Genomic DNA, 25,280 nt, shown 5'->3' with positions numbered 1-25,280 from the left:
CCTCAATTAGTGCAATATAGGCTTACTTAGCAGCTCGGTTTTAATGCTAATCGGTTCTATATAAGGCACATATTCTCGTTGATAATTGCCACAGACGTTACTGGCATTACAAGCCGATACTCGATAAGAGGCTTTGTCTGTGCCCGTAAAGATATCTGATGCTTTGACATCTACCTGACAACGCTGATAAATATTTCCATTATCTGTTGTTGAATCAATAGCGCAGTTTAAAGGCTGCCAAATGCCAAGCTCTGTTTGTTGTTCTAACAAGTAGTGATGAGCGCCAGTAATTGGTGACCATAGCAAATCAACGCGATTAACAACGCCTGTAACTCTACGGTGAGTAAACTCAGTTGTTGCCGGAAAGACAACTTCGCCGACAACAACACACTGTTTGTTATGATAAGCACTGCGAGCACCGTTGATAAATACCGTTCTTACGTTATAACAATATTCACGCCCTTGCGGTAAAATCGGTCTTGTTATGGTCAATAACCCTTGTTTATCAACAGCGAAGTTTGCTACTGAATCGACGACGATGATGTTTTTTAATTCACCTTGTAACTCAAACCCTTGCACGCTTTCATGTTCAGGCATACACCAACTGACTTGAATAGCTTGATTGGCATTTACTTGAGGTGGCACATACATACATGCAGGCATGGTATGTTCGGCTGCGGGCTGGCTTAAAAATGCACTTTGGCTAATAGAGCCGTTATAAACCCGCGCATAGTTACCACAAATATTTTCATCATTACAGGCTGATACCCGATAACCCATATGACCTAACAAGTTAAATGCCGTTTGGTGAAATGCGCTGTACCGCTGACGTTTTTTATTCGCGCTGCTATAGTGAACCGCTTGCCAATCAGATTTGCTGGTTTGAAATTCTAATAAGTATCGCGTTGCGCCAGCCACTGCATCCCAGCGAACTTCAAATTCTTGCGCCGATAATTGCACAAGTTGCAGGTTGTTCGGTTTTGGAAATGCCAGTTCACCAATGACAATACACTTAGCATTGGTAAAATCACCAACGCTGCCGTCTTGGTACCATGCTCTAACCACATAACAATACTCACGCCCTTCGGTGAGAGCATCACGCTCTAAGTGATAGTATCCGTCGCTATCGGCAGTGAATACTCGTTTAGCGATAACATTTTTAAGTTCTCCCATTACCTCGTATTCTGCAACACCTTCTGTTTGAGGCGCTTTCCAGCTAAAAATCACTTTTCCGTTTGGCGGTGCTTGACACAATGACAACGCATTACCTAGCTCTTCTCGTAAACAGTCGACATTATCAAACTGGGGGGTTTTGCCTGCCACTGCATCTTTTACGTAAGTAAACTCTGCTATCGTACTTAATTGCCCACAAAATCCTGTGCTAATACAGGCACTGACATTAAAAGTATATTCACCTGCTTGATAAATCGGCCAGGTCAAGGTTGGCTCATTCAGACCAGTAAAGCTTCGACTCCACGTTGAGCCTTTACGTTGCATTGTAACGACATAATAATTAGCCCCAGGAACCGTTTGCCAGTCAAGTTTGACATTGTTAGTACCTGCTAGGTTAGTAATAACATTTGTCGGAATACCATCAACAATATTTGCCACAGGTACGTTATATTCAACCGAAGTAGCTTGACCACATTGCCCTTGCTCGTTACACGCTTTTAATCGGTAACGTTGTACGCCATTTTGATCGAAAGTATCAATCGTATGAACATGCTCTGATGAATTTATGTTGCCTGAAACCACGGGTAGCCATTTAATCTCAGTATTCGTTGTTTCTGAGCTTTCATTAGTTTGGATTTTGCTGGCTTGTGCACTGTCGCTAAACTTTGAAGATAAAGGTGCTGTTGACTTAACACTTCCACTTGGCTCAACGACAACGCGAGTTTCACGCTCTAAAATGTATGCTGTTGCGTGCGCAACATCTTGCCAAGAAACACGATAACGACCAGCGCTTTGTTCGGTAACTGTTAACGGTTCTGGTGTATCAAGTTGCCGTTCGCCAACAGTAGTGCATACTGGTGTCGTATATCCTGTGGTTTCTTGCGCAAAAATGACTTGCAATCGGTAACAGTACTGCCCATCAGGTAATGCCGGTGAACGATATTCTAAATTCCCGTCAAATTGATCGCCTGCGCCATTGTATATTGGTTGATATACGTTACCATCACCAACATTTAACTGTTCTAATTGATAACCCGTGGCATTTGGCACCTCACTCCATAGCACACTAAATGACTGCGCTGAACTAATAACTTTCGGCACATAAAAATAAACAGGCAGGGATTTATCTGTGTTATTGATGGTGGTTGTTAATTCATTAGAATAGCTTGCGCATTCATTATTGCTATTACAACTTGCGACACTAAACTCTATCTCACCAATAACATCGTCGGGCAATATAAAGACATTGTCATCAACCCACTGAGTTTGCCATTGCCCATTGGCGATGCGATATCGAACCAAGTAACGGTCGACGTTTTCTTGTGTTTGCCAAGTTAGTACCGTTTGCTGTTCCTGATTTACAGATAAATCAAGCGAATACACATCCCACTCGTTGCGGGTATAACTGGGTTTAACGGTGCTTAACGCACTCTCATCAAGGTAATCGTAAAGGAGTACGGTTAGCCACGAGCTAGCAGTTGCGGCATGGAGCATGCTTGGCATTAAAAGCACTACGCTTAAAACACATAACGCCAAACGATTATTCAAAGACATGGACATTTTCCTTGTCGACACACAGGAGTTAATTAAGCAAAATATTTGTTATTTTATTAGTGGCTACTCTTCTCTTAATACACACAAGTGTTCACCACATAAATCATCACCTTGACTGAAATCTAATGGGTAGGTAACCGTTGTTGAATTTCCTGAGTTATTACAACTAATTCTACTGTTTGCATATCGATAGGATGATTGATAACCCTTACCTTCCGCCTCATCACCGGATTTGAAAAACTTTCCACTATTAATGTATCGGTTTCTCCCTACTCTAGAAGGTTGAGTAAAGTATGGGGTACCCGTGCAATTAGCAGCCTTAAAATAAACTTGAGATATGCCTTTGTTTGGTTGATATACATGAAGCCTCGTTGAGTAATTTACGCCCTCTATTGGTAGATAAGAAAATTGATCTGATCTATCTTGAAAAGGTGCAACAAATCGTCCAACTTTGGTAACACCATCAGCTTTAAACAAATATATGGCTTTCCCTTGCCCGCCAGCAAAACTTGATAAGGCCTGCTGCCCCAATTCAATTCCAGCGACACGCTCAAATCCTTCTGCATCTGAACAATCGTTGGCTGAATGCACTGTAATAGGACGACGATCGGTACTTGCAGCGACTAGTAAAGGATAAATCGCTTTGCCGGTAGCCGTTGTTAAAGATAATGACCAAAGCTCACTATTTTCACTTGCCATACAACTTGGTCTTGTACCCGATTTGGCTTCTGCAGTGGTGAAATAGACCACGTCGGATTCTACTTTTAATGACGTTAACTGGGCTTCAGCGCTTACAAAAATACTTGCGAACGCACTAAAAATAACGCTTAACTGCGTTAACCTTGAAAAAAATGTTTTCATAAAAAGTCCTATAGTATTAAAACATAACCCTTTGTTAGTAGAAATCGACGAACCAGCTCCATGATTTTACTGGGCAAAATAATCATCTACGCAAACAACACTAACCGCTCGCGCACTCGAAATAGAAGTATTAAATAACTAATAAATTAATCTGCATGCAACCTTTAACAATGAAACACCATATTGCTGGTTGGTTTCGGTGATCGCGCAACTTGGCATGCTATGGGTTTTATTTTCGATTAATGAAAAAGTGACATGATTGGCGTTAACATTTAAATAGTTAATGTTGGCATTGACGCTGCCATGAAAAGAAAAGACAACTAATAGAGCAGAAAATAAGTGTTTCATCATAATCCTTTATCTGGCAATGTTGCTTTGCCTCACGGGCTGGTAACAACCTTTCAACTTCCTTGCATAAACTGTAATAAAAATCGCGCAGATACTACACAATTGTATAATATCTGTAAATAATTTTATAAATCGAATTAAATTTGAAGCGTATTTTAAAAAATACATCTATGGTTGTGAACTTAGTTAAACAATTGGGTGATGACCTTGAATAGGTGCGACTAAATTCATGACTTTAGTCAGCTTTTTCTGCATTAACGGTAACACTAACTTTTCATTACTAGTAAGTAATGCATGTTCACTATCGGTAAGCGCTATAACGACATCCATGTGAAGTTGCTGTTGGTTATCAAAACAGAGCACGTCATCTGCCAATTGATGCAGATTTTGTTTATTAGCGTTATTTTGATCTTGTTGAAACTGATGAAGGTAATTAGCTAAGTCATCAACCGTTTCAATCAACAACCTAATTTGGTAAATCTTATCTTCATCTCCATACCAGCCTGCCGTCATCGTTTGAAAATTAAGCTGTGCTTCAAGCTTATTACAATGACTCGCCAAATGTTGATAGCGCGTTTTCAAAGCGTCATTAGCAACAATCGTTATCGGTAACGGTTCAAACATGATTGATATAAATCCTTGTTAAATGGCTGGCATCATTACCGTTTAGACCTTAGCTTTTTTTTATTTCAATAACAATAACCTCAGCACTTGATACACTAAATTGCTTAAGGCTATTATCGCGCCATTCGAGTAAAGCACCTTGTTCAAGCTTTATTGATTGTTGTTGATTTTGCTCGAACACTATACTTGCCCCTCCTTGATAACAATAAATAAATACCATTGAATCGCTTTCAAAAGTTACATGTTCCCTTGCTTCAATACTGGTAACATTTGCTTTAGCGACCCCGTGCTTTGTCATCACGTTAAAATCAATAATTTCACCATCAATTAATTGGCCAGTCGTTGAACTACCGCCATCAAACACTGAGCAATCAAAGCGATCAACAAGTGTATCTACCGATAACACGGCACCGGTTTTCGGTGCTTTATGCGTTAAGGTAATACCATGACCACTTAGCAGGAACAGTTGGCGGTGATAGCCTTCAAAATTTGAAAAGGCGCCATCCTCTTTGACCGAAGCAATACTCAATCGCCAATCAAAATCCGCCATTTGGCCACCGTCATTGATTGCCAGCTCAGTGGTAACACCTGAGCCATTTTTCCACGGTGTCGTTTTAAAATGACTTGGTTGTTTTATGTGATACATGATTTTTCATTCCAAATTGACATTAAAAAACCGCTTAGCTATTCACTAAGCGGTTTTTTATCGTTTATTAACGCTTGAGATTATAACATCTCTAACGCAATTGCAGTGGCTTCACCACCACCAATACATAATGACGCAACGCCTTTAGATAGACCACGATTCTTAAGTGCGTGAATTAGCGTTACCATAATACGAGCACCACTTGCACCTAAAGGATGGCCTAAGGCACATGCTCCGCCGTTAACGTTAACCTTTTCTACATCTAACGATAATTCTTTAATGGCTAACATGGTAACCATGGCAAACGCTTCGTTAATTTCCCATAATTCAACGTCGTCTACTGACCAGTTTGCTTTTTCTAACACTTTTTTCATTGCACCAACTGGAGCAACAGTAAACTCACTTGGTTGTTGAGCATGCATTGCATGACTAACTACTTTACATAATGGCGTTAAACCACGTTTTTGTGCTTCAGATAACTTCATCATCACAAGCGCTGCAGCACCGTCGGAGATAGAGCTAGAGTTTGCCGCGGTAATCGTACCGTCTTTTTTAAACGCTGCACGTAATGATGGAATTTTATCTGGACGCGCGTTACCTGGTTGTTCGTCAGTATCTACGACAACATCACCACGTCTTGATTTAACCGTTACCGGCGCAATTTCGTTGGCAAAAGCGCCACTTTCAATCGCGGCATTAGCACGTGATAATGAACGAATCGCATATTCATCCATTTGCTCGCGTGTAAACCCTGCATCATCAGCAGTATCTTGGGCAAAACATCCCATCGCTTTACCGTCATAGGCATTTTCTAGGCCGTCAGTCATCATGTGATCAAGTACCTGACCATTGCCCATTTTTATACCACCACGACCAGATGGTAATAAATGTGGTGCATTGGTCATGCTTTCCATACCACCAGCGATAGCAACGTTAATAGAGCCTGCTAATAGTGCATCATGAGCTTGCATCGCGGCCTTCATTCCTGAACCACATACTTTGTTAATGGTGGTACAAGCCGTTGATAGATCTAATTCCGCTTCTAACGCTGCTTGACGAGCTGGTGCCTGTTTTAAACCAGCGGGTAACACACAGCCCATGATCACTTCATCAACTTGGTCATTCGCCAAATTCGCTGCTTCTAAAGCACTGCGAATAGCAGTAGCCCCTAAACTTGGTGCCGACACCGGAGAAAGACAACCTAGAAAACCGCCCATTGGGGTGCGGCTAGCAGATACGATTACAATAGGATCGATAGAAGACATTTAAGTACTCCAAGAAATAGAATTTAATTATTGGCTAACAGAGTAACCGAAAAATTACCTTTACGCTAACGTAAACTTACTAGTCATTCGCAGGTCATTCACAGAAAGTGTATTAGAAAATTTCCATTTTCATAGGCGAAGTAGCGCAGATGAATAAAAAGCAAAAACTTTACGTTTACGTAAACTTCATGTAATGTTTCGTTATTGTATAAAATACAGAGTAATTTATGAGTACTTCTTCTAAGACAACCTACTCTATAGGAGATCTTGCCAAGGAGTTTGATATTACCACGCGTAGTATTAGGTTCTACGAAGATCAAGGTTTGTTGCATCCAACACGTAAAGGACAAACACGAATTTATAAGCAAAGAGATAAAGTTCGTCTAAAGTTAATTCTACGTGGTAAACGCTTGGGCTTTTCTCTTGCTGAAACAGGTCGTTTATTTGAACTGTACGATGCAGACAAAAGTAGTGTAACGCAACTCGTTACTATTATGGAACTCATTGAGCAAAAACGTGCTGACTTAACACAGCAACTCGATGACATAAAAGCCGTATTGGTAGAATTAGACGGCCTTGAAACCAGCTGCAAAGAAACGTTAGCGAAAATATCAACAAAATAAACTCGCTGGCATCAACAAAAAGATAATTAAATAGTTAGGACATACCATGATTTCACGTTTTTCTTCTTTAAACTTCAACCTTGGTGAAACAGTTGACATGATCCGTGATCAAGTTAACGCCTTTGCCCGCGAAGAAATTGCGCCTCGCGCAGCTCAAATTGATATCGATAATGAATTCCCAAATGATTTATGGCGCAAGTTTGGCGACATGGGGTTATTGGGGATGACGGTTGAAGAAGAGTACGGCGGCTCTGGACTAGGCTATTTAGAACATGTTGTTGCTATGCAAGAGATTTCACGCGCCTCTGCCTCAGTTGGTTTAAGTTACGGTGCGATGTCCAACTTGTGTTTAAACCAATTACGTAAAAACGGTACTCATGAACAAAAACTTAAATATTTACCAAAGTTGTGTACCGGTGAGCATATAGGTGCACTGGCGATGTCAGAGCCCAATGCTGGCTCTGATGTGGTAAGCATGAAACTTCGTGCAGATAAGCAAGGCGATAAATACATTCTTAACGGTAACAAAATGTGGATCACAAATGGTCCTGACGCTCATGTTTACGTGATTTATGCGAAAACTGACACCTCGGCTGGCTCAAAAGGTATCACCGCCTTTATCGTTGAACGTGATTTCCCTGGATTTAGTCGTCATCAAAAACTCGATAAGTTAGGTATGCGTGGTTCAAACACTTGTGAACTGGTCTTTGAAAACTGTGAAGTACCCGCAGAAAATATTTTAGGTGAAGAAGGCAAAGGTGTTCGCGTATTAATGTCTGGTTTAGATTACGAACGCGTTGTGCTTTCTGGCGGCCCACTAGGGATCATGGATGCTTGCATGGATTTAGTGGTGCCTTATATCCATGATCGCAAGCAATTTGGGCAATCTATTGGTGAGTTCCAATTAGTACAAGGTAAAGTCGCTGATATGTATACCCAAATGAATGCGGCGAAATCATACGTGTATATGGTTGCTCAAGCATGTGACCGTGGCGAAACAACACGTAAAGATGCTGCAGCCGTCATTTTATACTCGGCAGAATTAGCCACTAAAATGGCATTAGATGCGATCCAATTACTCGGTGGTAATGGTTATATTAATGAATTCCCAGCCGGCCGATTGTTGCGCGATGCTAAACTTTATGAGATTGGCGCGGGTACATCGGAAATCCGTCGCATGCTGATTGGTCGTGAGTTATTCAACGAATCAAACTAACGACCACTAAAGTGCGAAGGCATATTGATAAATCAATATGCCTTTTGTTTTAACCACCTAACACCATAAATACAGCTAACAAGGTAAAGCTCCGTGGCTAAAATTACTTCAAAAATAAACACACGTAGCCCTGAATTTATCGAAAATTCAGCGCATATGTTAGAACAGGTCAATGATTTAAAAGCAAAATTGGCTGAAATAAAACTAGGCGGTGGTGAGCGCAGCCGAGAACGTCATTTATCTCGTGGCAAGCTATTACCTCGAGATCGCGTTAACGCCCTTTTAGATCCTGGCTCTCCGTTTCTAGAATTATCTCAATTAGCAGCCTACGATGTTTACAAAGACAATGTTCCAGCAGCAGGCATTATCACTGGCATAGGTCGCGTTGCTGGGCAAGAGTGTATTATCGTTGCGAATGATGCCACGGTTAAGGGTGGTACCTACTATCCATTGACGGTTAAAAAGCATTTACGCGCGCAAGCTATTGCTCAAGAAAACAATTTACCCTGTATTTATCTGGTGGATTCAGGTGGAGCAAACTTACCTAACCAAGACGATGTCTTTCCAGACAAAGAGCACTTTGGACGAATCTTCTTTAACCAAGCGAATATGTCAGCGCAAGCTATTCCACAAATAGCTGTGGTGATGGGTTCATGTACCGCTGGTGGTGCGTATGTGCCAGCAATGGCCGATGAATCGATTATCGTTAAAGAGCAAGGTACGATATTTTTAGCCGGTCCTCCTTTAGTTAAAGCCGCTACCGGTGAAGTAGTGAGTGCAGAAGAACTTGGCGGTGCAGACGTTCATTGCCGTACTTCAGGGGTAGCAGATCATTACGCTCAAAATGATCATCATGCATTAGAAATTGCCAGAAAAGCAGTCAGTAATTTAAATCGGGTAAAACCGGTAGAGATGGACATTAAAGCCATTGAAGAGCCAGCTTACTCAGTTGATGAAATCTATGGCATTGTCCCAAAGGATGCTCGCCAGCCATTTGACATTAGAGAAATTATTGCCCGTATTGTTGATGGCAGTCATTTTGATGAATTCAAAGCATTATATGGCACGACCCTAGTCTGTGGTTTTGCACGTATCTTCGGATATCCTGTCGGCATCGTCGCCAATAATGGGATATTGTTCGGCGAATCCGCACAAAAAGGCGCTCATTTTATTGAGTTATGTGCGCAACGTAAAATTCCACTGGTATTTCTCCAAAACATTACCGGGTTCATGGTAGGACAGCAATATGAGGCCGGCGGTATTGCTAAACACGGTGCCAAAATGGTCACTGCAGTTGCTACCGCGCAAGTGCCCAAGTTTACCGTTTTAATCGGCGGAAGCTTTGGTGCAGGTAACTATGGGATGTGCGGTCGTGCTTATGATCCCCGCTTTTTATTTATGTGGCCAAATGCAAGAATTTCAGTGATGGGTGGTGAACAAGCCGCGGGCGTTCTCGCACAAGTTAAGCGCGATCAAAAAGCCAAACTCGGTGAACAATGGTCTCAAGAAGAAGAACAAGCATTTAAGCAGCCTATTATTGATACCTATGAACATCAAGGTCACCCCTATTATGCCTCGGCCAGATTATGGGATGATGGTGTGATTGATCCTGCTGACACACGCCAAGTGTTAGGTTTAGCAATATCAGCGTCTTTAAATAAACCTATTGAAGAGACCAAGTTCGGTCTGTTTAGAATGTAGGAGCCGATGATGACAGATAAAGTACTATATGACGTTGATCGCTACGGTGTTGCTACGGTCACCTTAAATAACCCAGATAAGCATAATGCCTTTGATGACGAAATTATTGCCCAATTAACGAGCATTTTCATGGATATTGGCAAACGCAATGATATCCGCGTCATGGTATTGGCCTCAACCGGCAAAAGTTTTAGTGCTGGCGCTGACTTAGGTTGGATGAAGCGCATGGCAAATTATTCGCTTGAAGAAAACTTAAAGGATGCCAATGCGCTTGCATTAATGTTAAAAGCATTAAACTTTTTACCACAACCGACCATTGCTAAGATTCAAGGTGCTGCTTTTGGCGGAGCAGTAGGTCTTGCAAGTTGTTGTGATATCGTTATCGCTAGTGAAAAAGCGAGTTTTTGCTTAAGTGAAGTAAAGCTCGGTTTAATCCCTGCAACCATTAGCCCTTATGTCATTAATGCCATTGGCCAAAAAGCATGTCGTCGCTATTTTGTTACTGCTGAACGTTTCTTTGCTGATAAAGCAAAAGCGCTAGGTTTAGTCAGTGAAGTCGTTTCATCAGCCGAACTTGACAAAGCCGTTGATGAGATGATTTTAACCATTTTAGCCAATGGCCCTGAAGCGGTATGTCAGGCGAAACAATTGGCATTAGATGTTGCTTATCAGGATATCGATGAAGCACTGATAGAGTTAACCAGCGAACGCATTGCCTCTATTAGGGTTTCAGCCGAAGGCCAAGAAGGATTAACAGCCTTTTTTGAGAAACGACAAGCAAATTGGGCAATAGATAACAATAATTCAGAAAGTGAAGGATAAGGCATGTTTACGAAAATATTAATTGCCAACCGTGGTGAAATAGCTTGTCGTGTGATCAAAACTGCACGTAAGCTAGGTATCTTAACTGTTGCGGTATATTCTGATGCCGACGAAAGTGCTTTACACGTCACCATGGCTGATGAAGCTATTTACTTGGGCCCCTCACCTTCGAGAGAAAGTTATTTACTTGCTGATAAAGTGATTGAGGCTGCTAAGCAAACTGGTGCTCAGGCAATTCATCCCGGCTATGGTTTTCTTTCAGAAAACGCAGAGTTTTGTCGCCTTTGCCAGCAAGAAAACATCGTTTTTATAGGTCCTCCAGTCGGCGCAATTGAAGCAATGGGTTCAAAGTCTGCTGCGAAATCAATCATGGAAAAAGCACAAGTGCCATTAGTGCCGGGATATCATGGTGACGACCAATCAGAAGCTGTGATCAAAAAAGCCGCTGATGATATGGGATATCCGGTATTATTAAAAGCAACCGCAGGTGGTGGCGGTAAAGGTATGCGCCAAGTATGGAGCGAAGCTGAGTTTAGTGAAGGTTTTGCTGCTGCAAAACGTGAAGCAAAATCTTCTTTTGGTGACGATACGATGTTGGTTGAAAAATACCTCACCCAGCCACGCCATGTTGAAATTCAAGTATTTTGTGATAACCACGGTAACGCCGTTTATCTATTTGAACGTGACTGTTCAGTCCAACGCCGTCACCAAAAAGTCATTGAAGAAGCCCCAGCCTTTGGCATGAGTGAAGAATTACGTCAACGCATGGGTGAAGCCGCGATTAAATCAGCCCAAGCTATCGGCTATCAAGGTGCTGGTACGGTAGAGTTTCTACTCGATAGCGACGGTTCGTTTTACTTTATGGAAATGAACACTCGCCTGCAAGTAGAGCACCCAGTTACCGAAATGATCACTGGACAAGATTTAGTGGAATGGCAACTGCGAGTTGCAGCGGGTGAAAAACTGCCTAAATCCCAAAAAGAATTAACCATTAAAGGCCATGCCTTTGAGGCACGTATTTACGCTGAAGATGCTAACAACGATTTTTTACCGGCAACGGGTAAGTTATCGTTTTTACAACCGCCAGCAGAAAGTACTAACGTGCGTGTTGATACCGGTGTTAGACAAGGTGATGAAGTCAGTGTGTTTTATGACCCAATGATCGCCAAGCTTATTGTTTGGGATGAAAACCGAACGAAAGCATTACAGCGTTTAGCAAAAGCCTTAGCTGAATATCGCATAAGTGGCGTAACCACTAATATAGATTTTCTTTATAATTTAGCGACTTGTCAGCCGTTTATTGAAGAAGATATCGACACCGGCTTTATCGATAAGCATCACGATAAAATATTTCATGATCAAGCCCAAGATCTTGCTTTAGAATTGCCGATGGCAGCACTTTATCTCGTGTTAGCCAAAGCAAGACAAGCAGAACAAGCGGCGGCATCAACAAGCGATCCCTACTCGCCTTGGAATATGACCAATGCATGGCGATTAAATGAACCACATATTCATCAGATCACTTTAGCTCACAACGAGATTAACTATGACGTGAGTATCGAACAGAAGCGACAAGGAAGTGACAGTTATTATTTGATCACCGTTGATAACAGCACCTATGACTGTCAAGGTCGCATCGAAGGTAATACCGTATATATTGCCTGTAATGGACATCGCAGTTCAGCAACCATCGCTCAAGACGGACAACAAATTAGCTTATATCGCCAACATGGTGTGTTTAACTTTACTCATGTGTTACCAGATATCGGTGAAGGGCAAGACAGCGATATCGCTGGGGGTTTAACCGCTCCGATGAATGGCACTATGGTAAGCGTATTAGTGAAAGCGGGTGATAAGGTGACTAAAGATCAGCCTCTGGTCATCATGGAAGCAATGAAAATGGAACATACCATTAAAGCTCCGAGTGATGGCACAGTAGATACCTTGTATTATCAAGAAGGTGACATGGTCGATGGTGGCAGTGAATTATTAGCCTTCACCGCAGGAGAATAATGATGACGCAAACTTTGCCAAAATCGGTAAAAATTGTTGAAGTCGGCCCGCGTGACGGACTGCAAAATGAAAAACAGTTAATTAGTGCGAAAGATAAAGTCGCATTGATTGAGCAACTCGCTGATGCAGGATTACGCTACGTTGAAAGTGGTAGCTTTGTTTCGCCCAAATGGGTGCCGCAGATGGGCACATCTACCGAGGTTTTTGAAAGTATACATAAAAAGCCTGGTGTTACTTACGCAGCATTAACGCCTAATATGAAAGGGTTTGAAGCAGCCATGGCCGCAAAAGCTGATGAAGTGGCAATTTTTGCCGCCGCTTCTGAGAGCTTTAGTCAAAAAAATATTAATTGTTCTATTGACGAAAGTATCGAGCGTTTCACGCCAATAATGGCAGCGGCTAAGCAAGCGAATATTAAAGTTCGTGGCTATGTTTCCTGTGTAGTTGGTTGCCCTTATGAAGGTGATATTTCAGCTGAGCAGGTCGCGCGGGTGAGCGAAAAACTCTATCAAATGGGCTGTTATGAAATATCCCTTGGTGACACCATCGGTGTAGGCACTGCCGATAGCGTACAAAAGATGTTACAGGCAGTGAGCGCCCGAGTAGACAAAGCTCATTTAGCGGTTCACTTTCATGATACCTATGGGCAAGCGTTAACGAACATTTACACTGCACTACAAAATGGAATAGCAGTGATCGATTCAGCCGTTGCTGGTTTAGGCGGATGCCCTTATGCTAAGGGCGCTTCCGGTAACGTTGCAACTGAAGACGTTGTGTATTTATTGAACGGGCTAGGTATTGAAACTGGCATTGATCTTAAGCGTTTGCTTAACGCAGGTTGGTTTATTAGCGACGTATTAGGCAAAGCCCCTATTTCTAAAGTTTCAAATGCATTTCGCGCTAAGCAATAGCGCACTTTTTTACGATTAAGGAGTAAAAGATGGCCGGATTTGACAAAGTAGTGTCAAGCTATGAAGAAGCCATGGCAGGTCTAGAAGACAACATGACAGTGATCGCCGGTGGATTTGGCCTTTGTGGTATCCCTGAGAACCTTATCGCAGAGATAAAAAGAAAAGGTACCAAAGGGTTAACTGTGGTTTCAAACAACTGTGGTGTCGATGATTTTGGTTTGGGCGTATTGTTACCAGAGCGCCAAATTAAAAAAATCGTCGCTTCTTACGTCGGTGAAAATGCCGAGTTCGAACGTCAAATGATGAGTGGTGAACTTGAAGTAGAATTAACCCCGCAAGGCACACTTGCTGAAAAAATGCGTGCTGGTGGTGCTGGCATTCCAGCATTCTTTACCGCAACCGGATATGGAACGCCTGTCGCCGAAGGCAAAGAGTCTCGTGAATTTAATGGTCGCCACTATATCTTAGAGGAATCCATTACCGGAGACTTCGCCATTGTTAAAGCATGGAAGGCAGACCGTTACGGTAACTTAGTCTTTAGAAAAACTGCTCGCAACTTTAATCCAATGGCAGCAACAGCGGGAAAAATAACCGTAGTTGAAGTTGAGGAGATTGTTGAGCCTGGTGAACTAGACCCAGATCAAATACACACACCTGGTATCTACGTTGATCGTTTGATTCAGGGTACGTTTGAAAAACGTATTGAACAACGCACAATTCGCCAAAGCTAAACACGTTGTAAGAGGATTAAAATTATGGCTTTAACAAGAGAACAAATAGCACAGCGTGTCGCTCAAGAACTTCAAGACGGCTACTATGTTAACCTTGGCATAGGGATCCCTACCTTAGTTGCTAACTATGTTCCTGATGGCATGCAAGTTATGTTGCAGTCAGAAAATGGCTTACTGGGTATGGGACAGTTCCCAACAGAAAGCGAAATTGACGCAGACCTTATTAATGCAGGTAAACAAACGGTTACCATGGCAACGGGAGCATCAATTTTTGATTCTGCTGAATCTTTCGCAATGATCCGTGGTGGCCATGTTGATTTAACGGTTTTAGGAGCATTCGAAGTCGATGTTAATGGCAATATTGCTTCGTATATGATCCCAGGCAAGTTAATTAAAGGTATGGGCGGAGCTATGGATCTCGTCGCTGGTGCCGACAATATCATTGTCACCATGACCCATGCCTCGAAGCATGGCGAGTCTAAGTTATTAAAATCATGTACTCTTCCACTAACCGGTAAAGGTTGTATCAAACGGGTATTAACCGACCTAGCTTTTATCGAAATAAAAGATGGAAAGTTTCACCTGTTAGAGAGAGCGCCAGGTGTTTCAGTTGAAGAAATTGTTAAACTCACTGAAGGTGAATTGGTTGTTCCTGAGCACGTGCCGGAAATGCAGTTTAGCTAACCTTTCATTGCTCGTACTTACGCAAAAAACCGTCACTCCAATGTGACGGTTTTTTATTTTTAATTAAAGTAACCTCTACTTTAAATCCGCTATTTTTCAACCTTTCTTCACTGCCATTTGTCTAAAATCTTTAAGTATATTTAAAACTCCACGTGAATAAAGCATGTTTTATTCTGGACAAAAATACAAAAACAAAAATATAAATAACAAAACAAAACAATATAAAGCATTACAAAACAAAAACTTAAAAAAATAACTTATATTTTCCAAAAAATAAACTAGCTTTTTAGTTGCAATTGCGCTAGCCATTCGCGATACTTAAAGAGACGAAGAAAAGGCAAGACACGCGAAAACGTGTTACGCAAAACCACCGGTCTAAGGGCTATCAAAAGTCTATGACAGCGGAGTTACCGAGTTACAATAGGTACATCCTGTGGTTTTTTCTTTTATTAACTCTACTGATTTAAAAGGTTATTAAAATGAAAAAATTATTACTAGTTTCTACTATCACAGCTTTAACATTGTCGTCTATGGTCACTGCACCACAGGCAAAAGCAGCAAACATTGCACAAAGTATTTGTGAATATGTCGCTGCCGATGATAAGAAACGTATGCGTTCTTTTTTAAAGACGAATCGTTTAAAAATTCGTAAGATTTTTGACGATATTCAATGTAATGGTAAAAACTTGTTAGAATTTGCCGCTGTAGCAGGTGCTGTTGAAACAGGCTCGATGATAATTAGTAAATTACCTAAGAAAGTTGTTTCAGAGAACCTAGCGCTAATTCAATCTGGATCGCAACCATTGATAGATGCTGCTAACGAACGTGTAAGTAGCTAATTTGTTAGCTAGTAGGCATTCGTAATAATGTTTTACCAGTTAATAATTCTTTCTGTCAGTTAAAAAAGCCAGTTTATACTGGCTTTTTTTTTGTCTAAGCTTTATCGAAGCAAAGAAATCACGATTTAAACTAGTGCAACGATGAATTTACCATTACAATTAAAAATAGTTTAAGAAAAACAATAACTAGTATGATGTCAAAACGCCAGATTCAACACAGTAAAAATGCATTAGTACTTACTGGAGGCGGTGCCCGAGCAGCCTATCAGGTCGGGGTTTTAAAAGCGGTTGCTCAATATATCCCTCGACATTATGCCAGTCCATTTCCGATCATCTGTGGAACCTCAGCGGGTGCTATCAACAGTACCGCTCTGGCGTGTTATTCTTCTTGTTTTCATTTAGCGGTAAAGAAGCTAGAGTGGGTTTGGAATAACTTAAATACTAACCGCGTTTATTATAGCGATCCCTCTCGGGTATTTGGCCATATTTTTCGCGGTCTCTTAGCAACATTTCAAGCCGATTATGCCAATAAAAAGCCGAGAAGCTTATTAAATAATGAGCCGTTGCGGCAGTTACTCAATGATGTTATCGACTTTCAACGTATCGATACCAATATCAATAAGGGTTATTTAACCGGTCTGTCGGTTACTGCTTCAAGTTATAGTAGTGGCAATTCAGTTAGTTTTTATCAATCACAATCAAATATTGCACCGTGGTTTAGAGCAAAACGTTACGGAAAACCAACGAGGATTGACGCTGAACATTTAATGGCGTCAGCTTCTATCCCGTTAGTGTTTCCTTCGATAAAAATAAAGCATGAACATTATGGTGATGGCTCTATTCATCAGCTATCACCATTAAGTCCAGCTATTCACTTGGGTGGCGAGCAACTTTTTATAGTCGGTGTAGAACAACCTAAAGAACCGCTTCACGCAAAGGAAAATAATCCTCACCCACCTACAACCGCAACAATTGCAGGTCATCTTCTCGACGGTATTTTCTCAGATACGATTCAAAGTGATCTAGAGCGTATGAAGCGTATCAACGGAACATTAAAGCTCGTACCTGAGGATACAAAAAATAATCAAAAAGGCCTTAAAAATATAGATTCAATGCTGCTTAATCCGAGCCATGATTTTAATGCAATGGCGGTTGAATACTTTTCGGATTTACCCATTTCTATTCGTCTATTACTGAGAAATTTTGGAATTAGTAATGATTCAGAGTCAAGTTTGATCAGTTACATTCTTTTTGAAAAGAATTATTGCCGCCAACTTATTAAGCTTGGTTATGAAGATACCATGAAAAAAGAAACACAAATCCGAGAATTTTTGAGTTTATAAGTGCGTTACAGTTTAACAAGAAAATAGAATACTAGCGGTGAAAAAACAATGACATGAACACTAGCAATTCGTAAAGCTACGGATTTAAAATCCCTCATTCTTTCAATATTTAAAAAATTTCCATTCATAATTAAGTTAAGCTTTCTAAACTTATTGATACGAGACACGAGTAATAAACATGAAATAACAACTGATAGAAAAGAAATAGTAACTACATCCATGTCTGCAATCCTTGCACTTCACTCCAATAAAATTTGGCCGCTACTTTACTTATCTTTACAACAAAAATCAATTTTTTTACATAATGATTACAATATACAGTGATGATACTCACGATGTTGCATAGATTTCATAAGGCAAAATCGTATTCTCATTTATCGATTCCAACAAGTTTTTCATTTTTATCGATGAATCTTTCTTTAACAGGCTTTTAACAGACAAAATTGATGTTTGAATACGCTTTAGTGAAGCTAAGTATTCAATAACCTCTGGCTTACGATTGATAGCTTTTATATTGTTAAACCCCGCAGATTCTAGCACAGCAATATAGTGCTCAATTGTTGCTAAATGACACTCCTGAGCAGTTGAGGCGAATGGTAATGGCAATGTGGGTAGCGTATCTTTGCCGGTGACCAAGTCATAGATTGCTAACTTTGAACTGGGTTTTAAGGCTCGCTTTAGCTCTTTAAATAAGGCATTTTTATCCTCGATATTCATACCAACATGCAACATAATCGCACCACTGATAGAATGATTTTGCACTGGAATTTGAGTTGCACTTCCATTAATAACTGAAACCACTTTATCGAGATTAAACCAGCCGTTAATGTGCGAACCTACCTGACAATACTCTAATGAAAGATCCAACCCAATCACCGCTTGGTGATTAGCTAAGGCTAAACGCCGACAAGTACCGGCAAGGCCACATCCCACATCGAGGATGAAACCATCTTTAGCTAAATTACTATTTAATAATAAACGTTCGCTGGCTTGAGGGCCGCCTAAATGAAATTCATCAAGAAAACCTAACTCTTCGTAGGTAATATCATCCTGCGTTTTACCAATAGACGCTAAATCGTTTAAGATAGACGACAAAAGATCGCCATGGCGATAATGTGCTTTTACTGCCTGTTCACTCATCAAGAAATACCGACATTACGTTAGTGCCCTTCTTGTAAAAACCTTTCAATTCGTTCAACCCGCCGAGGTTTTCCTCGAACAATTAACGTATCCTGCGAGCGCAATACGGTATGCTCATCTGGCTCTTCAATTTCAGTATTTTCTCGCTTTAAGGCGACAACAACGACGCGACGCGGATCCAACTTTAATGAGCGGATCGAATGTCCACAAGCGAATGAATCATCGTTTAGGTGAATCGCATGAGCAAACTCGATTCTATCGATAGCTTCAGGACCTAAATCCGTGTGTTCACCTTGGTAAAAGCCATGAAGGTGGTTGTAATGGTTTTTCCGCTCTTTTTGAACTCGCCTGACAATCCTTGAAAAAGGCACACCTGATAGCGACAATACTTGCGATACCAACATTAAGCTTCCTTCTAAGCTCTCAGGAACTACTTCATTAGCACCCGCTTGTTGCAAAATATCAAGTTGGTCATCATTTCGGGTTCTCACTAATATCGGTACATTGGGCGCTAGAGCTCGAACTTTTTGAATCACCTCTAACGATTGCCGATCCTCACCAAACGCGATGACCACTAATTTCGCTCTATCAAGACCTGCAGCATGTAATAATTCGTTTTTACGTGATGAACCAAACAGAATATTTTCGCCCGCTTCACGTGCCTTAGTCGCTCGCAACGGATCAATATCAATGGCGACGAAATCAATACTTTCTTGTTTTAAAAAACGACTCACGGTTTGACCAACTCGACCAAAGCCACAAATTATGACATGATCATGCAAAAGCTTAGTTTCACTTAATTCAGTCAAATGACTGGTATCTGCCGCTTTTTCATTACTCAACCATATCCCCCATTGTCTTGCTTTATTAATCATGTAAGGGGTTAACGCCATACTCAAAACCCCTGAGCCTAGCAATATCGCAGCAATATGATCCGGTAAGACATTCACTTGCCCCGCCAGCGCAATCATGACAAAACCAAACTCTCCCATTTGAGCCAACATAATCCCAGATGCCCAAGCGTCTTTAGCTAACTCTCCAGATAAGGTTGCTAATTGTTTAATGACTATGATTTTAATTAACATAAAGCCAAACATTACCAACAAAATAGTACCGGGTGATGCAAACAAAAAAGCAATATCGAGTTTCATACCAACCGTAACAAAAAATAGGCCCAACAAAATATCGCGATAAGGACGTATATCTGCTTCTAATTGATGTTTATATTGACTCTCTCCTAACATCATCCCCGCAAGAAAAGCCCCAAGAGCCATCGACAAGCCAAACCATTGTGTTAATGCTGACGCTACTAAAGTCACTAATAAGGTTGTTAATACAAACAACTCGTCGGTTCTCACTTGAGCAACTAAGTTAAATAACTTCGGTAGCAACCACTTACCAGTCATTAATAACACGACAACAACCGCAATACCTTTAAATAAAGCTTCAAGCAATGCCGTTGCCATTGACGCTTCGGTTCCGATAGCAAACATGGGGATAATAATGAGTAACGGAACGACCGCAACGTCCTGAAATAACAAAACTGAAACGGATATCTGTCCCGACTTGCGTTTTACCGCTCCACTTTCACTCAACTGTTTGATAACAATAGCGGTTGAAGAAAGTGCCAATACACCACCGATGGTAAATGCACTTGCCACACTTTGCCCAAAGAACATAGCAATCGCCATAAATATCGCTAAGGAAATAATGACCTGTAAGCTACCTACCGTTAGCACTAAATGACGCATGGCGATCAGTTTGGGAAGAGAAAACTCTAAGCCAAGTGTAAACAATAAAAAGACGATTCCAAGCTCTGCAAAGTGCTCATAATCAACATGCTCATTTGTCAGCGCAAACCCGTGATCCCCGACCAAGATACCTGCAACTAGATAAGCGAGAATGGTCGGTAAATGGAGTTTACGAAACAACCATACAGAAACAACTGCACTCATTAGCATTGCCAAGATTTCGACAAAACTACTCAACACTATTCAACCTTAGTAACATATTGATTTATATCCTTTTAGTTTTAATTACTGCGTCAAAAAATCTAATTGCTAGAAATCATCAACCTTGCGCATTAAACGACTAACGCTCTACTCATTATTTCGCACTATTGATTAGGTTGCATTGACCTTCACCGACACTGCAAAAATAAAATAAAAACAAAGAGCTGTCTTTACAGTATAACGTGAATTTCTATCGGGTAAACCATGGCAACGATAGGCGGCGAAAACTTGCCGTCAAAATATTGCCATGCAAATTTCTTGAAAGTTAATTGGTACAAACAATTAAAATATAGTTAAAAATCATACTATTGAAAAACATAAAATTTGGCATGATTCTCGCTTAGTAACTAGTGTTCGAGCAAATAGGTGGTATTATGCAAACGTTAAATATAATCGAAAAGACCCGAATCGATTTTAACGCCTTTACATTACTCAACAGGGAAGATGAGCTAGCGGCGTCACAACAGCTTACTTTAGCCAAAAAACTTCAAACAAGTTTGGAGTTAGACACTATTCTTAATAGTTTTGCTGCAGAAGCGGCAAATCTAGTTAACTTCTCAGGGCTTTTTTTCAAGCAAGGTAATATTACCGCGAAGGCTCGTGGTAGTCGCAATACGAAAAAAGAACGAATTTTCGAACTTAAATTAGATGGTGTCTACCTAGGTTCTTTGACCTATGCACTTAATCGCCCAATCAGTATCGTTAATCGTAAAAAGCTAGAGCAACTGCATCAACTCCTTTTATATCCGCTGTATAACGCTATTCAATATCAAAATGCCATCAAACTTGCGATGGAGGATGGATTAACAGGCCTAGGCAACAGAAGACAGTTCGATCAGCAGTTGAAACGCGCAATGCATCACGCCAACCGCCAACAATCTAGACTGGGTATCATTGTCGGTGACTTAAACAAATTCAAACAAATTAATGATACTTATGGCCACCAGATCGGCGATGAGGTGTTAATTGCATTTGCTGATGCACTTGTTCAAAGTACAAGAGATTCTGACAGTGTCTTTAGGTTTGGCGGTGATGAATTTGCCGTAATAGTCGAAAATGCCTGCGATCAATCATTGCAGTTAATTGAGCAACGCATTGATCACACCATTAAGCGAAACGCTACCTTAAGCAAGTATCAAGTCACTTGTTCGTTAGGTTATACCTTTATGACGCGAGTAGATACTGAAGAGAGCCTATTTGAACGTGCTGATAATATGCTTTACCGACGCAAAATGAACATGCCGGTTAAACTATCCGTGGTTTAATAATCTAAGACCTGATGAACTTAATCGATAAGAGCTTCAAGCGCCAATCGGCGCTCATCAGGTGTTGCATCTTTCATTTCTCGACATAAACGAACCGCGAACGAGAACTGCTCTTGTCCAACAATAGTGACCACATCAGCCAAGTAACCTTTTGCCAAACCATAGGCTTTTGTATAGTGGGCTATGGCATGGTGTAAAGACGGAAAATCAGTACCATTAACCGAAAATGTCTCTTCAATAAGTGATGCCGACTCTATTTCAATACCGTTGACAATAATAGGCCATCCCTGAAAACTTACTCTTGCCTGAGCAACTTCGAACATAAACCAAGCACTACGTTGAAATGATTCAAAATTTCCACCTTCAAATTGACTGTTAGCCAGCTCATCTTGAGTCCAATTTAATCCAATAGCGAGGTCTTTATGATATTTTTTTACTAGGAATTTTTTAACGTCTGTTGCTACTTGCCAGATATTGTCAGCAATCGATTGATGCGCGGCGCCTTGACACTCCTTACAACAATTAATAATCAGCGGCGAGTGTGAACATTGAAGTAAGTTCAGATGTGGGTGAGGAAAAAACAATTCATGGCTTGCAGGTTCCCCACAAAACCAACAACTATGTCGATAATTAAATGGCGCTTCTATATGGCAATATTCATCGCGAGAAAAATCCATAAAACAAAGATCACATTATTTACGTTTTACTTTCGCTAAACTCTTCTTTAACTTTTTCTTTTTGCTTAGCTTTTTCGGTTTTTCTTTCTTACTCGATGAAGCTGACTTCTTCTTGGCGAGTGCTTGATTCTTCTCTTTTGTCATTTGATAACGACTTTTTTTGATCGTTTGCTCTGATTGCTCCGCTTGTTGGTGAACAATAGGGGTTGCCTTATCAAGCTCATATCCAGGCACAACGATACGCTCAAAACGGCGACCGATTAATTTTTCAATGTTACCTAAAAACTTTTCATCTTTAGGGCTAACTAACGATATCGCCGTTCCTGACTTACCCGCTCGCCCTGTTCTACCAATACGATGGACATAATCTTCTGCCAGAAATGGTAAATGAAAATTGATCACATGACTTAAATCTTCTATGTCTAGCCCACGAGCTGCTACATCCGTTGCCACCAACACACGAATTTTTCCTTCAGCAAACTGATCAAGTGCTTTGTTTCTGCCACCTTGAGATATGTCACCATGACAAAGTGCTGCTTTTATTCCGTCTAACTTTAGTTCTTTTGCTAATATATTGGCACTTTCCTTGGTACCAGCAAAAACCAAAACTCGATGCCAGTTATTAACACCAATAAGTTCAGACAATAATTCCCGCTTGCGTGCTTCAGCGACCCAATACACCGACTGTTTTACTTTCCCTGAGGTAGAGTTTTGTTTTGCAACTTCAATCGTTTTAGGGGTGTGCAATATTTGTGTGGCTAGCGATTTAACTTTATTAGAAAACGTTGCAGAAAACATTAACGTTTGATGCGCTTGTTTAATGTGCTGCAATATTCGTTCAAGATCAGACAAGAAGCCCATATCTAGCATCCGATCAGCTTCGTCTAACACCAAATATTTAACATGAGAGAGGTCAACATGCCTTAAGGCCATATGTTCAAGTAAACGACCTGGGGTGGCTACCAGAATATGAACGCCAGCTTTGAGCATTTGAGTTTGAGCGGGCATATTTACCCCCCCATAAATACCCCCTGAGGTTACTGGCAAATACTCACTATACTGCTGGAGGTTTTCAGCAACCTGCTGAGCTAGCTCTCGTGTCGGCGTTAAAATAAGAGCTTGCAGCGTATCAGCATTACTTTTTGCAACGGCATCTAAAATGGGTAAGCTAAACGCTGCCGTTTTCCCTGTGCCTGTTTGCGCACTAGCTAAAATATCAACGCCAGAACGAATAGCAGGGATCGCTTGTTGTTGAATTGGCGTTAAATTCTTATAGCCACATTGCTTTACCGCTTTAAGTAACTCTTCTGATAAACCAATAGCATCAACACTCATAAACAAACTTTCCTCAAAATTCAAACGCGGCGATTATATCAGCTTTACTCCTAGCTGTTGTAATTTATTTGCCATGCTCATCTTGCCAAACACCTTTGGCTAAATTTAACTCTTCATGTAATGTCTTTGTTGGTTTAAATTCAGGTAGCTGACCTCGCTTTACTTGAATGTGATAATCATAGGTAAGGTTAACAACCACTTTAGTTAATAAAAACAGCGCAGTAACATTAACGATGGTCATCATGCCTGTCGATAAATCTGCTAACGCTATCACTTCAGGTAAGCTCGCAACCGATCCAAAAAGCAACATAGCCAGAAAACCAATGCGTAAAAACCAATGCCCAAGTAAATGATCAAGGCTAAGGTATTTCAAATTGTTTTCAGCGTATGCAAAATTGGCAACGATGGAAGTAAAACCAAACAATAAGATCGCTATGCTAATAAAGTCACTGCCCCAGTCTCCTACCTGATATGCCAGCGCTTGTTGTGTTAATTGAATACCGGCAATCCCTGATTCACTATTATCAAACAGTAGTATCAAAAATGCGGTACAAGAACATACCACAATCGTATCGAAAAACACTGCTAACATTTGAATATAACCCTGAGAAACTGGATGCGGTGGATAAGGCTCTGCTGCAGCGGCGGCATTAGGTGCACTGCCCATCCCTGCTTCGTTAGAATATAAGCCACGTTTAACCCCTTGGACGATCGCCGCACCAACTAAGCCACTTCCTGCTTCCTTAAGGCCAAATGCTGACATAAAAATATCACTGATAATCGCTGGAATTTTGTCAATATTTATCGCAATAACAGCAATGGCAACGATAAAATAAATAATACCCATAATAGGCACCGTTATCTCGGCGAAACGCGCGATATTCTTCAAGCCCCCCATAATGATATAGGCAGTAGCTAAAGTTATCACGATGCCGGTCACTAACGGCGGAATATTAAATGAGCCATTAAATGCATCAGTAATTGAGTTTGCTTGTACTGAACTAAAAACAAAGCCATATCCAAAAAATAAACACACCGAAAAAAGTAACGCTAGATAACGATTTTTAAGGCCTTTACTCATATAATAGGCTGGCCCTCCTCGGTAATCGCCATTGAGATCTTTTTCTTTATACAGTTGACCTAACGTACTTTCGGCAAAAGCAGTTGCCATTCCAACAAGGGCAATAACCCACATCCAAAATACTGCACCAGGCCCTCCTAAAGAAATTGCCACTGCAACCCCCATTAAGTTACCGGTACCGACACGCGCAGCTAAAGATGTGCATAACGCTTGAAAAGATGAAATACCATGACGTTGTTGCTGACGGCTAGACTTTAGCAGTGAGAACATATGAGTAAAGCGGGTAATTTGTAATGCCTTTAAACGCAAGGTAAACCAAATACCACACCCGGTGAGCAAATAGATAAGAATACTTCCCCAAAGATAACCATTTATCGTTCCAACCCATTGCTCAATTAAGGTCATATTTTTTCTTT

At 40.9% G+C, this 25,280-nt stretch carries 22 protein-coding genes and 1 riboswitch; of the genes, 11 read left to right on the top strand and 11 right to left on the bottom strand.

The genetic code is table 11. The features are described 5' to 3' along the window. Positions 1 to 6: 6 nt before the first annotated feature. The 6 genes from ACSLUH_RS10520 to ACSLUH_RS10495 all read right to left on the bottom strand — a co-directional run bounded on the left by ACSLUH_RS10520 (position 7) and on the right by ACSLUH_RS10495 (position 6,471). On the bottom strand, positions 7 to 2,727 hold the full coding sequence (locus tag ACSLUH_RS10520) for a fibronectin type III domain-containing protein (protein ID WP_448566712.1): 2,721 nt from the start codon (positions 2,725 to 2,727) through the stop codon (positions 7 to 9). A 63-nt stretch (positions 2,728 to 2,790) separates the two neighbouring features. Further along, positions 2,791 to 3,588 carry a hypothetical protein gene (locus ACSLUH_RS10515; protein WP_448566710.1) on the bottom strand — a complete coding sequence of 266 codons (798 nt, stop codon included), beginning with the start codon at positions 3,586 to 3,588 and terminating at the stop codon, positions 2,791 to 2,793. Positions 3,589 to 3,726: 138 nt separating this feature from the next. Beyond that, positions 3,727 to 3,939, bottom strand: a complete 213-nt coding sequence (locus ACSLUH_RS10510; RefSeq protein WP_448566708.1) for a hypothetical protein — start codon at positions 3,937 to 3,939, stop codon at positions 3,727 to 3,729. Between the two features lie 183 nt (positions 3,940 to 4,122). Further along, complete coding sequence (locus tag ACSLUH_RS10505; protein ID WP_448566707.1) at positions 4,123 to 4,560, bottom strand: hypothetical protein; 438 nt, start codon at positions 4,558 to 4,560, stop codon at positions 4,123 to 4,125. A 49-nt stretch (positions 4,561 to 4,609) separates the two neighbouring features. After that, positions 4,610 to 5,206 (bottom strand): HutD/Ves family protein, encoded by a 597-nt coding sequence (locus ACSLUH_RS10500; protein ID WP_448566705.1) that lies wholly within the window; start codon positions 5,204 to 5,206, stop codon positions 4,610 to 4,612. 80 nt (positions 5,207 to 5,286) lie between these two features. Beyond that, entirely contained in the window at positions 5,287 to 6,471 is a 1,185-nt protein-coding gene (locus ACSLUH_RS10495) for an acetyl-CoA C-acyltransferase (RefSeq protein WP_448566703.1), read from the bottom strand. A gap of 227 nt (positions 6,472 to 6,698) precedes the next feature. Between ACSLUH_RS10495 and ACSLUH_RS10490 the strand changes: the two genes are divergently transcribed. From ACSLUH_RS10490 to ACSLUH_RS10445, 10 genes are all read left to right on the top strand, one after another. Next, on the top strand, positions 6,699 to 7,094 hold the full coding sequence (locus ACSLUH_RS10490; RefSeq protein ID WP_448566701.1) for a MerR family transcriptional regulator: 396 nt from the start codon (positions 6,699 to 6,701) through the stop codon (positions 7,092 to 7,094). 46 nt (positions 7,095 to 7,140) lie between these two features. Continuing rightward, positions 7,141 to 8,310 carry an isovaleryl-CoA dehydrogenase gene (locus ACSLUH_RS10485; protein ID WP_448566699.1) on the top strand — a complete coding sequence of 390 codons (1,170 nt, stop codon included), beginning with the start codon at positions 7,141 to 7,143 and terminating at the stop codon, positions 8,308 to 8,310. 93 nt (positions 8,311 to 8,403) lie between these two features. Then, positions 8,404 to 10,011, top strand: a complete 1,608-nt coding sequence (locus ACSLUH_RS10480; RefSeq protein ID WP_448566697.1) for a carboxyl transferase domain-containing protein — start codon at positions 8,404 to 8,406, stop codon at positions 10,009 to 10,011. 9 nt (positions 10,012 to 10,020) lie between these two features. Next, positions 10,021 to 10,833: an enoyl-CoA hydratase/isomerase family protein gene (locus tag ACSLUH_RS10475; protein WP_448566748.1), complete on the top strand. Its 813-nt coding sequence runs from the start codon at positions 10,021 to 10,023 to the stop codon at positions 10,831 to 10,833. Positions 10,834 to 10,836: 3 nt separating this feature from the next. Beyond that, on the top strand, positions 10,837 to 12,846 hold the full coding sequence (locus tag ACSLUH_RS10470; protein WP_448566695.1) for an acetyl/propionyl/methylcrotonyl-CoA carboxylase subunit alpha: 2,010 nt from the start codon (positions 10,837 to 10,839) through the stop codon (positions 12,844 to 12,846). Between the two features lie 2 nt (positions 12,847 to 12,848). Next, on the top strand, positions 12,849 to 13,757 hold the full coding sequence (locus tag ACSLUH_RS10465) for a hydroxymethylglutaryl-CoA lyase (RefSeq protein ID WP_448566746.1): 909 nt from the start codon (positions 12,849 to 12,851) through the stop codon (positions 13,755 to 13,757). A 29-nt stretch (positions 13,758 to 13,786) separates the two neighbouring features. Then, on the top strand, positions 13,787 to 14,488 hold the full coding sequence (locus ACSLUH_RS10460; protein ID WP_448566693.1) for a CoA transferase subunit A: 702 nt from the start codon (positions 13,787 to 13,789) through the stop codon (positions 14,486 to 14,488). Between the two features lie 24 nt (positions 14,489 to 14,512). Then, positions 14,513 to 15,172 carry a CoA transferase subunit B gene (locus ACSLUH_RS10455; RefSeq protein ID WP_448566691.1) on the top strand — a complete coding sequence of 220 codons (660 nt, stop codon included), beginning with the start codon at positions 14,513 to 14,515 and terminating at the stop codon, positions 15,170 to 15,172. A 326-nt stretch (positions 15,173 to 15,498) separates the two neighbouring features. Further along, positions 15,499 to 15,587, top strand: a riboswitch (cyclic di-GMP riboswitch). A 64-nt stretch (positions 15,588 to 15,651) separates the two neighbouring features. Further along, complete coding sequence (locus tag ACSLUH_RS10450) at positions 15,652 to 16,011, top strand: DUF3718 domain-containing protein (RefSeq protein ID WP_448566689.1); 360 nt, start codon at positions 15,652 to 15,654, stop codon at positions 16,009 to 16,011. Positions 16,012 to 16,205: 194 nt separating this feature from the next. Continuing rightward, the gene (locus tag ACSLUH_RS10445) at positions 16,206 to 17,354 is read left to right on the top strand and encodes a patatin-like phospholipase family protein (protein ID WP_448566744.1); all 1,149 of its coding nucleotides are present in this window, start codon (positions 16,206 to 16,208) and stop codon (positions 17,352 to 17,354) included. A 330-nt stretch (positions 17,355 to 17,684) separates the two neighbouring features. On the opposite strand, the gene ACSLUH_RS10440 is transcribed toward ACSLUH_RS10445, so the two are convergent. Then, positions 17,685 to 18,494 (bottom strand): class I SAM-dependent methyltransferase, encoded by an 810-nt coding sequence (locus ACSLUH_RS10440; RefSeq protein WP_448566687.1) that lies wholly within the window; start codon positions 18,492 to 18,494, stop codon positions 17,685 to 17,687. A 20-nt stretch (positions 18,495 to 18,514) separates the two neighbouring features. After that, a complete protein-coding gene (locus ACSLUH_RS10435; protein WP_448566742.1) occupies positions 18,515 to 20,455 on the bottom strand; it encodes a monovalent cation:proton antiporter family protein in 1,941 nt (646 codons plus the stop codon). Between the two features lie 425 nt (positions 20,456 to 20,880). Between ACSLUH_RS10435 and ACSLUH_RS10430 the strand changes: the two genes are divergently transcribed. Further along, complete coding sequence (locus ACSLUH_RS10430; RefSeq protein WP_448566685.1) at positions 20,881 to 21,771, top strand: GGDEF domain-containing protein; 891 nt, start codon at positions 20,881 to 20,883, stop codon at positions 21,769 to 21,771. A 20-nt stretch (positions 21,772 to 21,791) separates the two neighbouring features. Here the strand turns inward: ACSLUH_RS10430 and ACSLUH_RS10425 are convergent, their stop codons facing one another. The 3 genes from ACSLUH_RS10425 to ACSLUH_RS10415 form a co-directional block, all read right to left on the bottom strand. Next, positions 21,792 to 22,448, bottom strand: a complete 657-nt coding sequence (locus ACSLUH_RS10425) for a hypothetical protein (RefSeq protein WP_448566683.1) — start codon at positions 22,446 to 22,448, stop codon at positions 21,792 to 21,794. A 15-nt stretch (positions 22,449 to 22,463) separates the two neighbouring features. Continuing rightward, on the bottom strand, positions 22,464 to 23,783 hold the full coding sequence (locus tag ACSLUH_RS10420) for a DEAD/DEAH box helicase (RefSeq protein WP_448566681.1): 1,320 nt from the start codon (positions 23,781 to 23,783) through the stop codon (positions 22,464 to 22,466). 64 nt (positions 23,784 to 23,847) lie between these two features. Then, positions 23,848 to 25,269 (bottom strand): alanine/glycine:cation symporter family protein, encoded by a 1,422-nt coding sequence (locus tag ACSLUH_RS10415; RefSeq protein WP_448566679.1) that lies wholly within the window; start codon positions 25,267 to 25,269, stop codon positions 23,848 to 23,850. Positions 25,270 to 25,280: the final 11 nt, after the last annotated feature.

This window comes from Thalassotalea ganghwensis, assembly GCF_053485795.1.
Note: the sequence above shows the minus strand (reverse complement) of the source record. Positions and strands in the feature narration are given on the sequence as shown.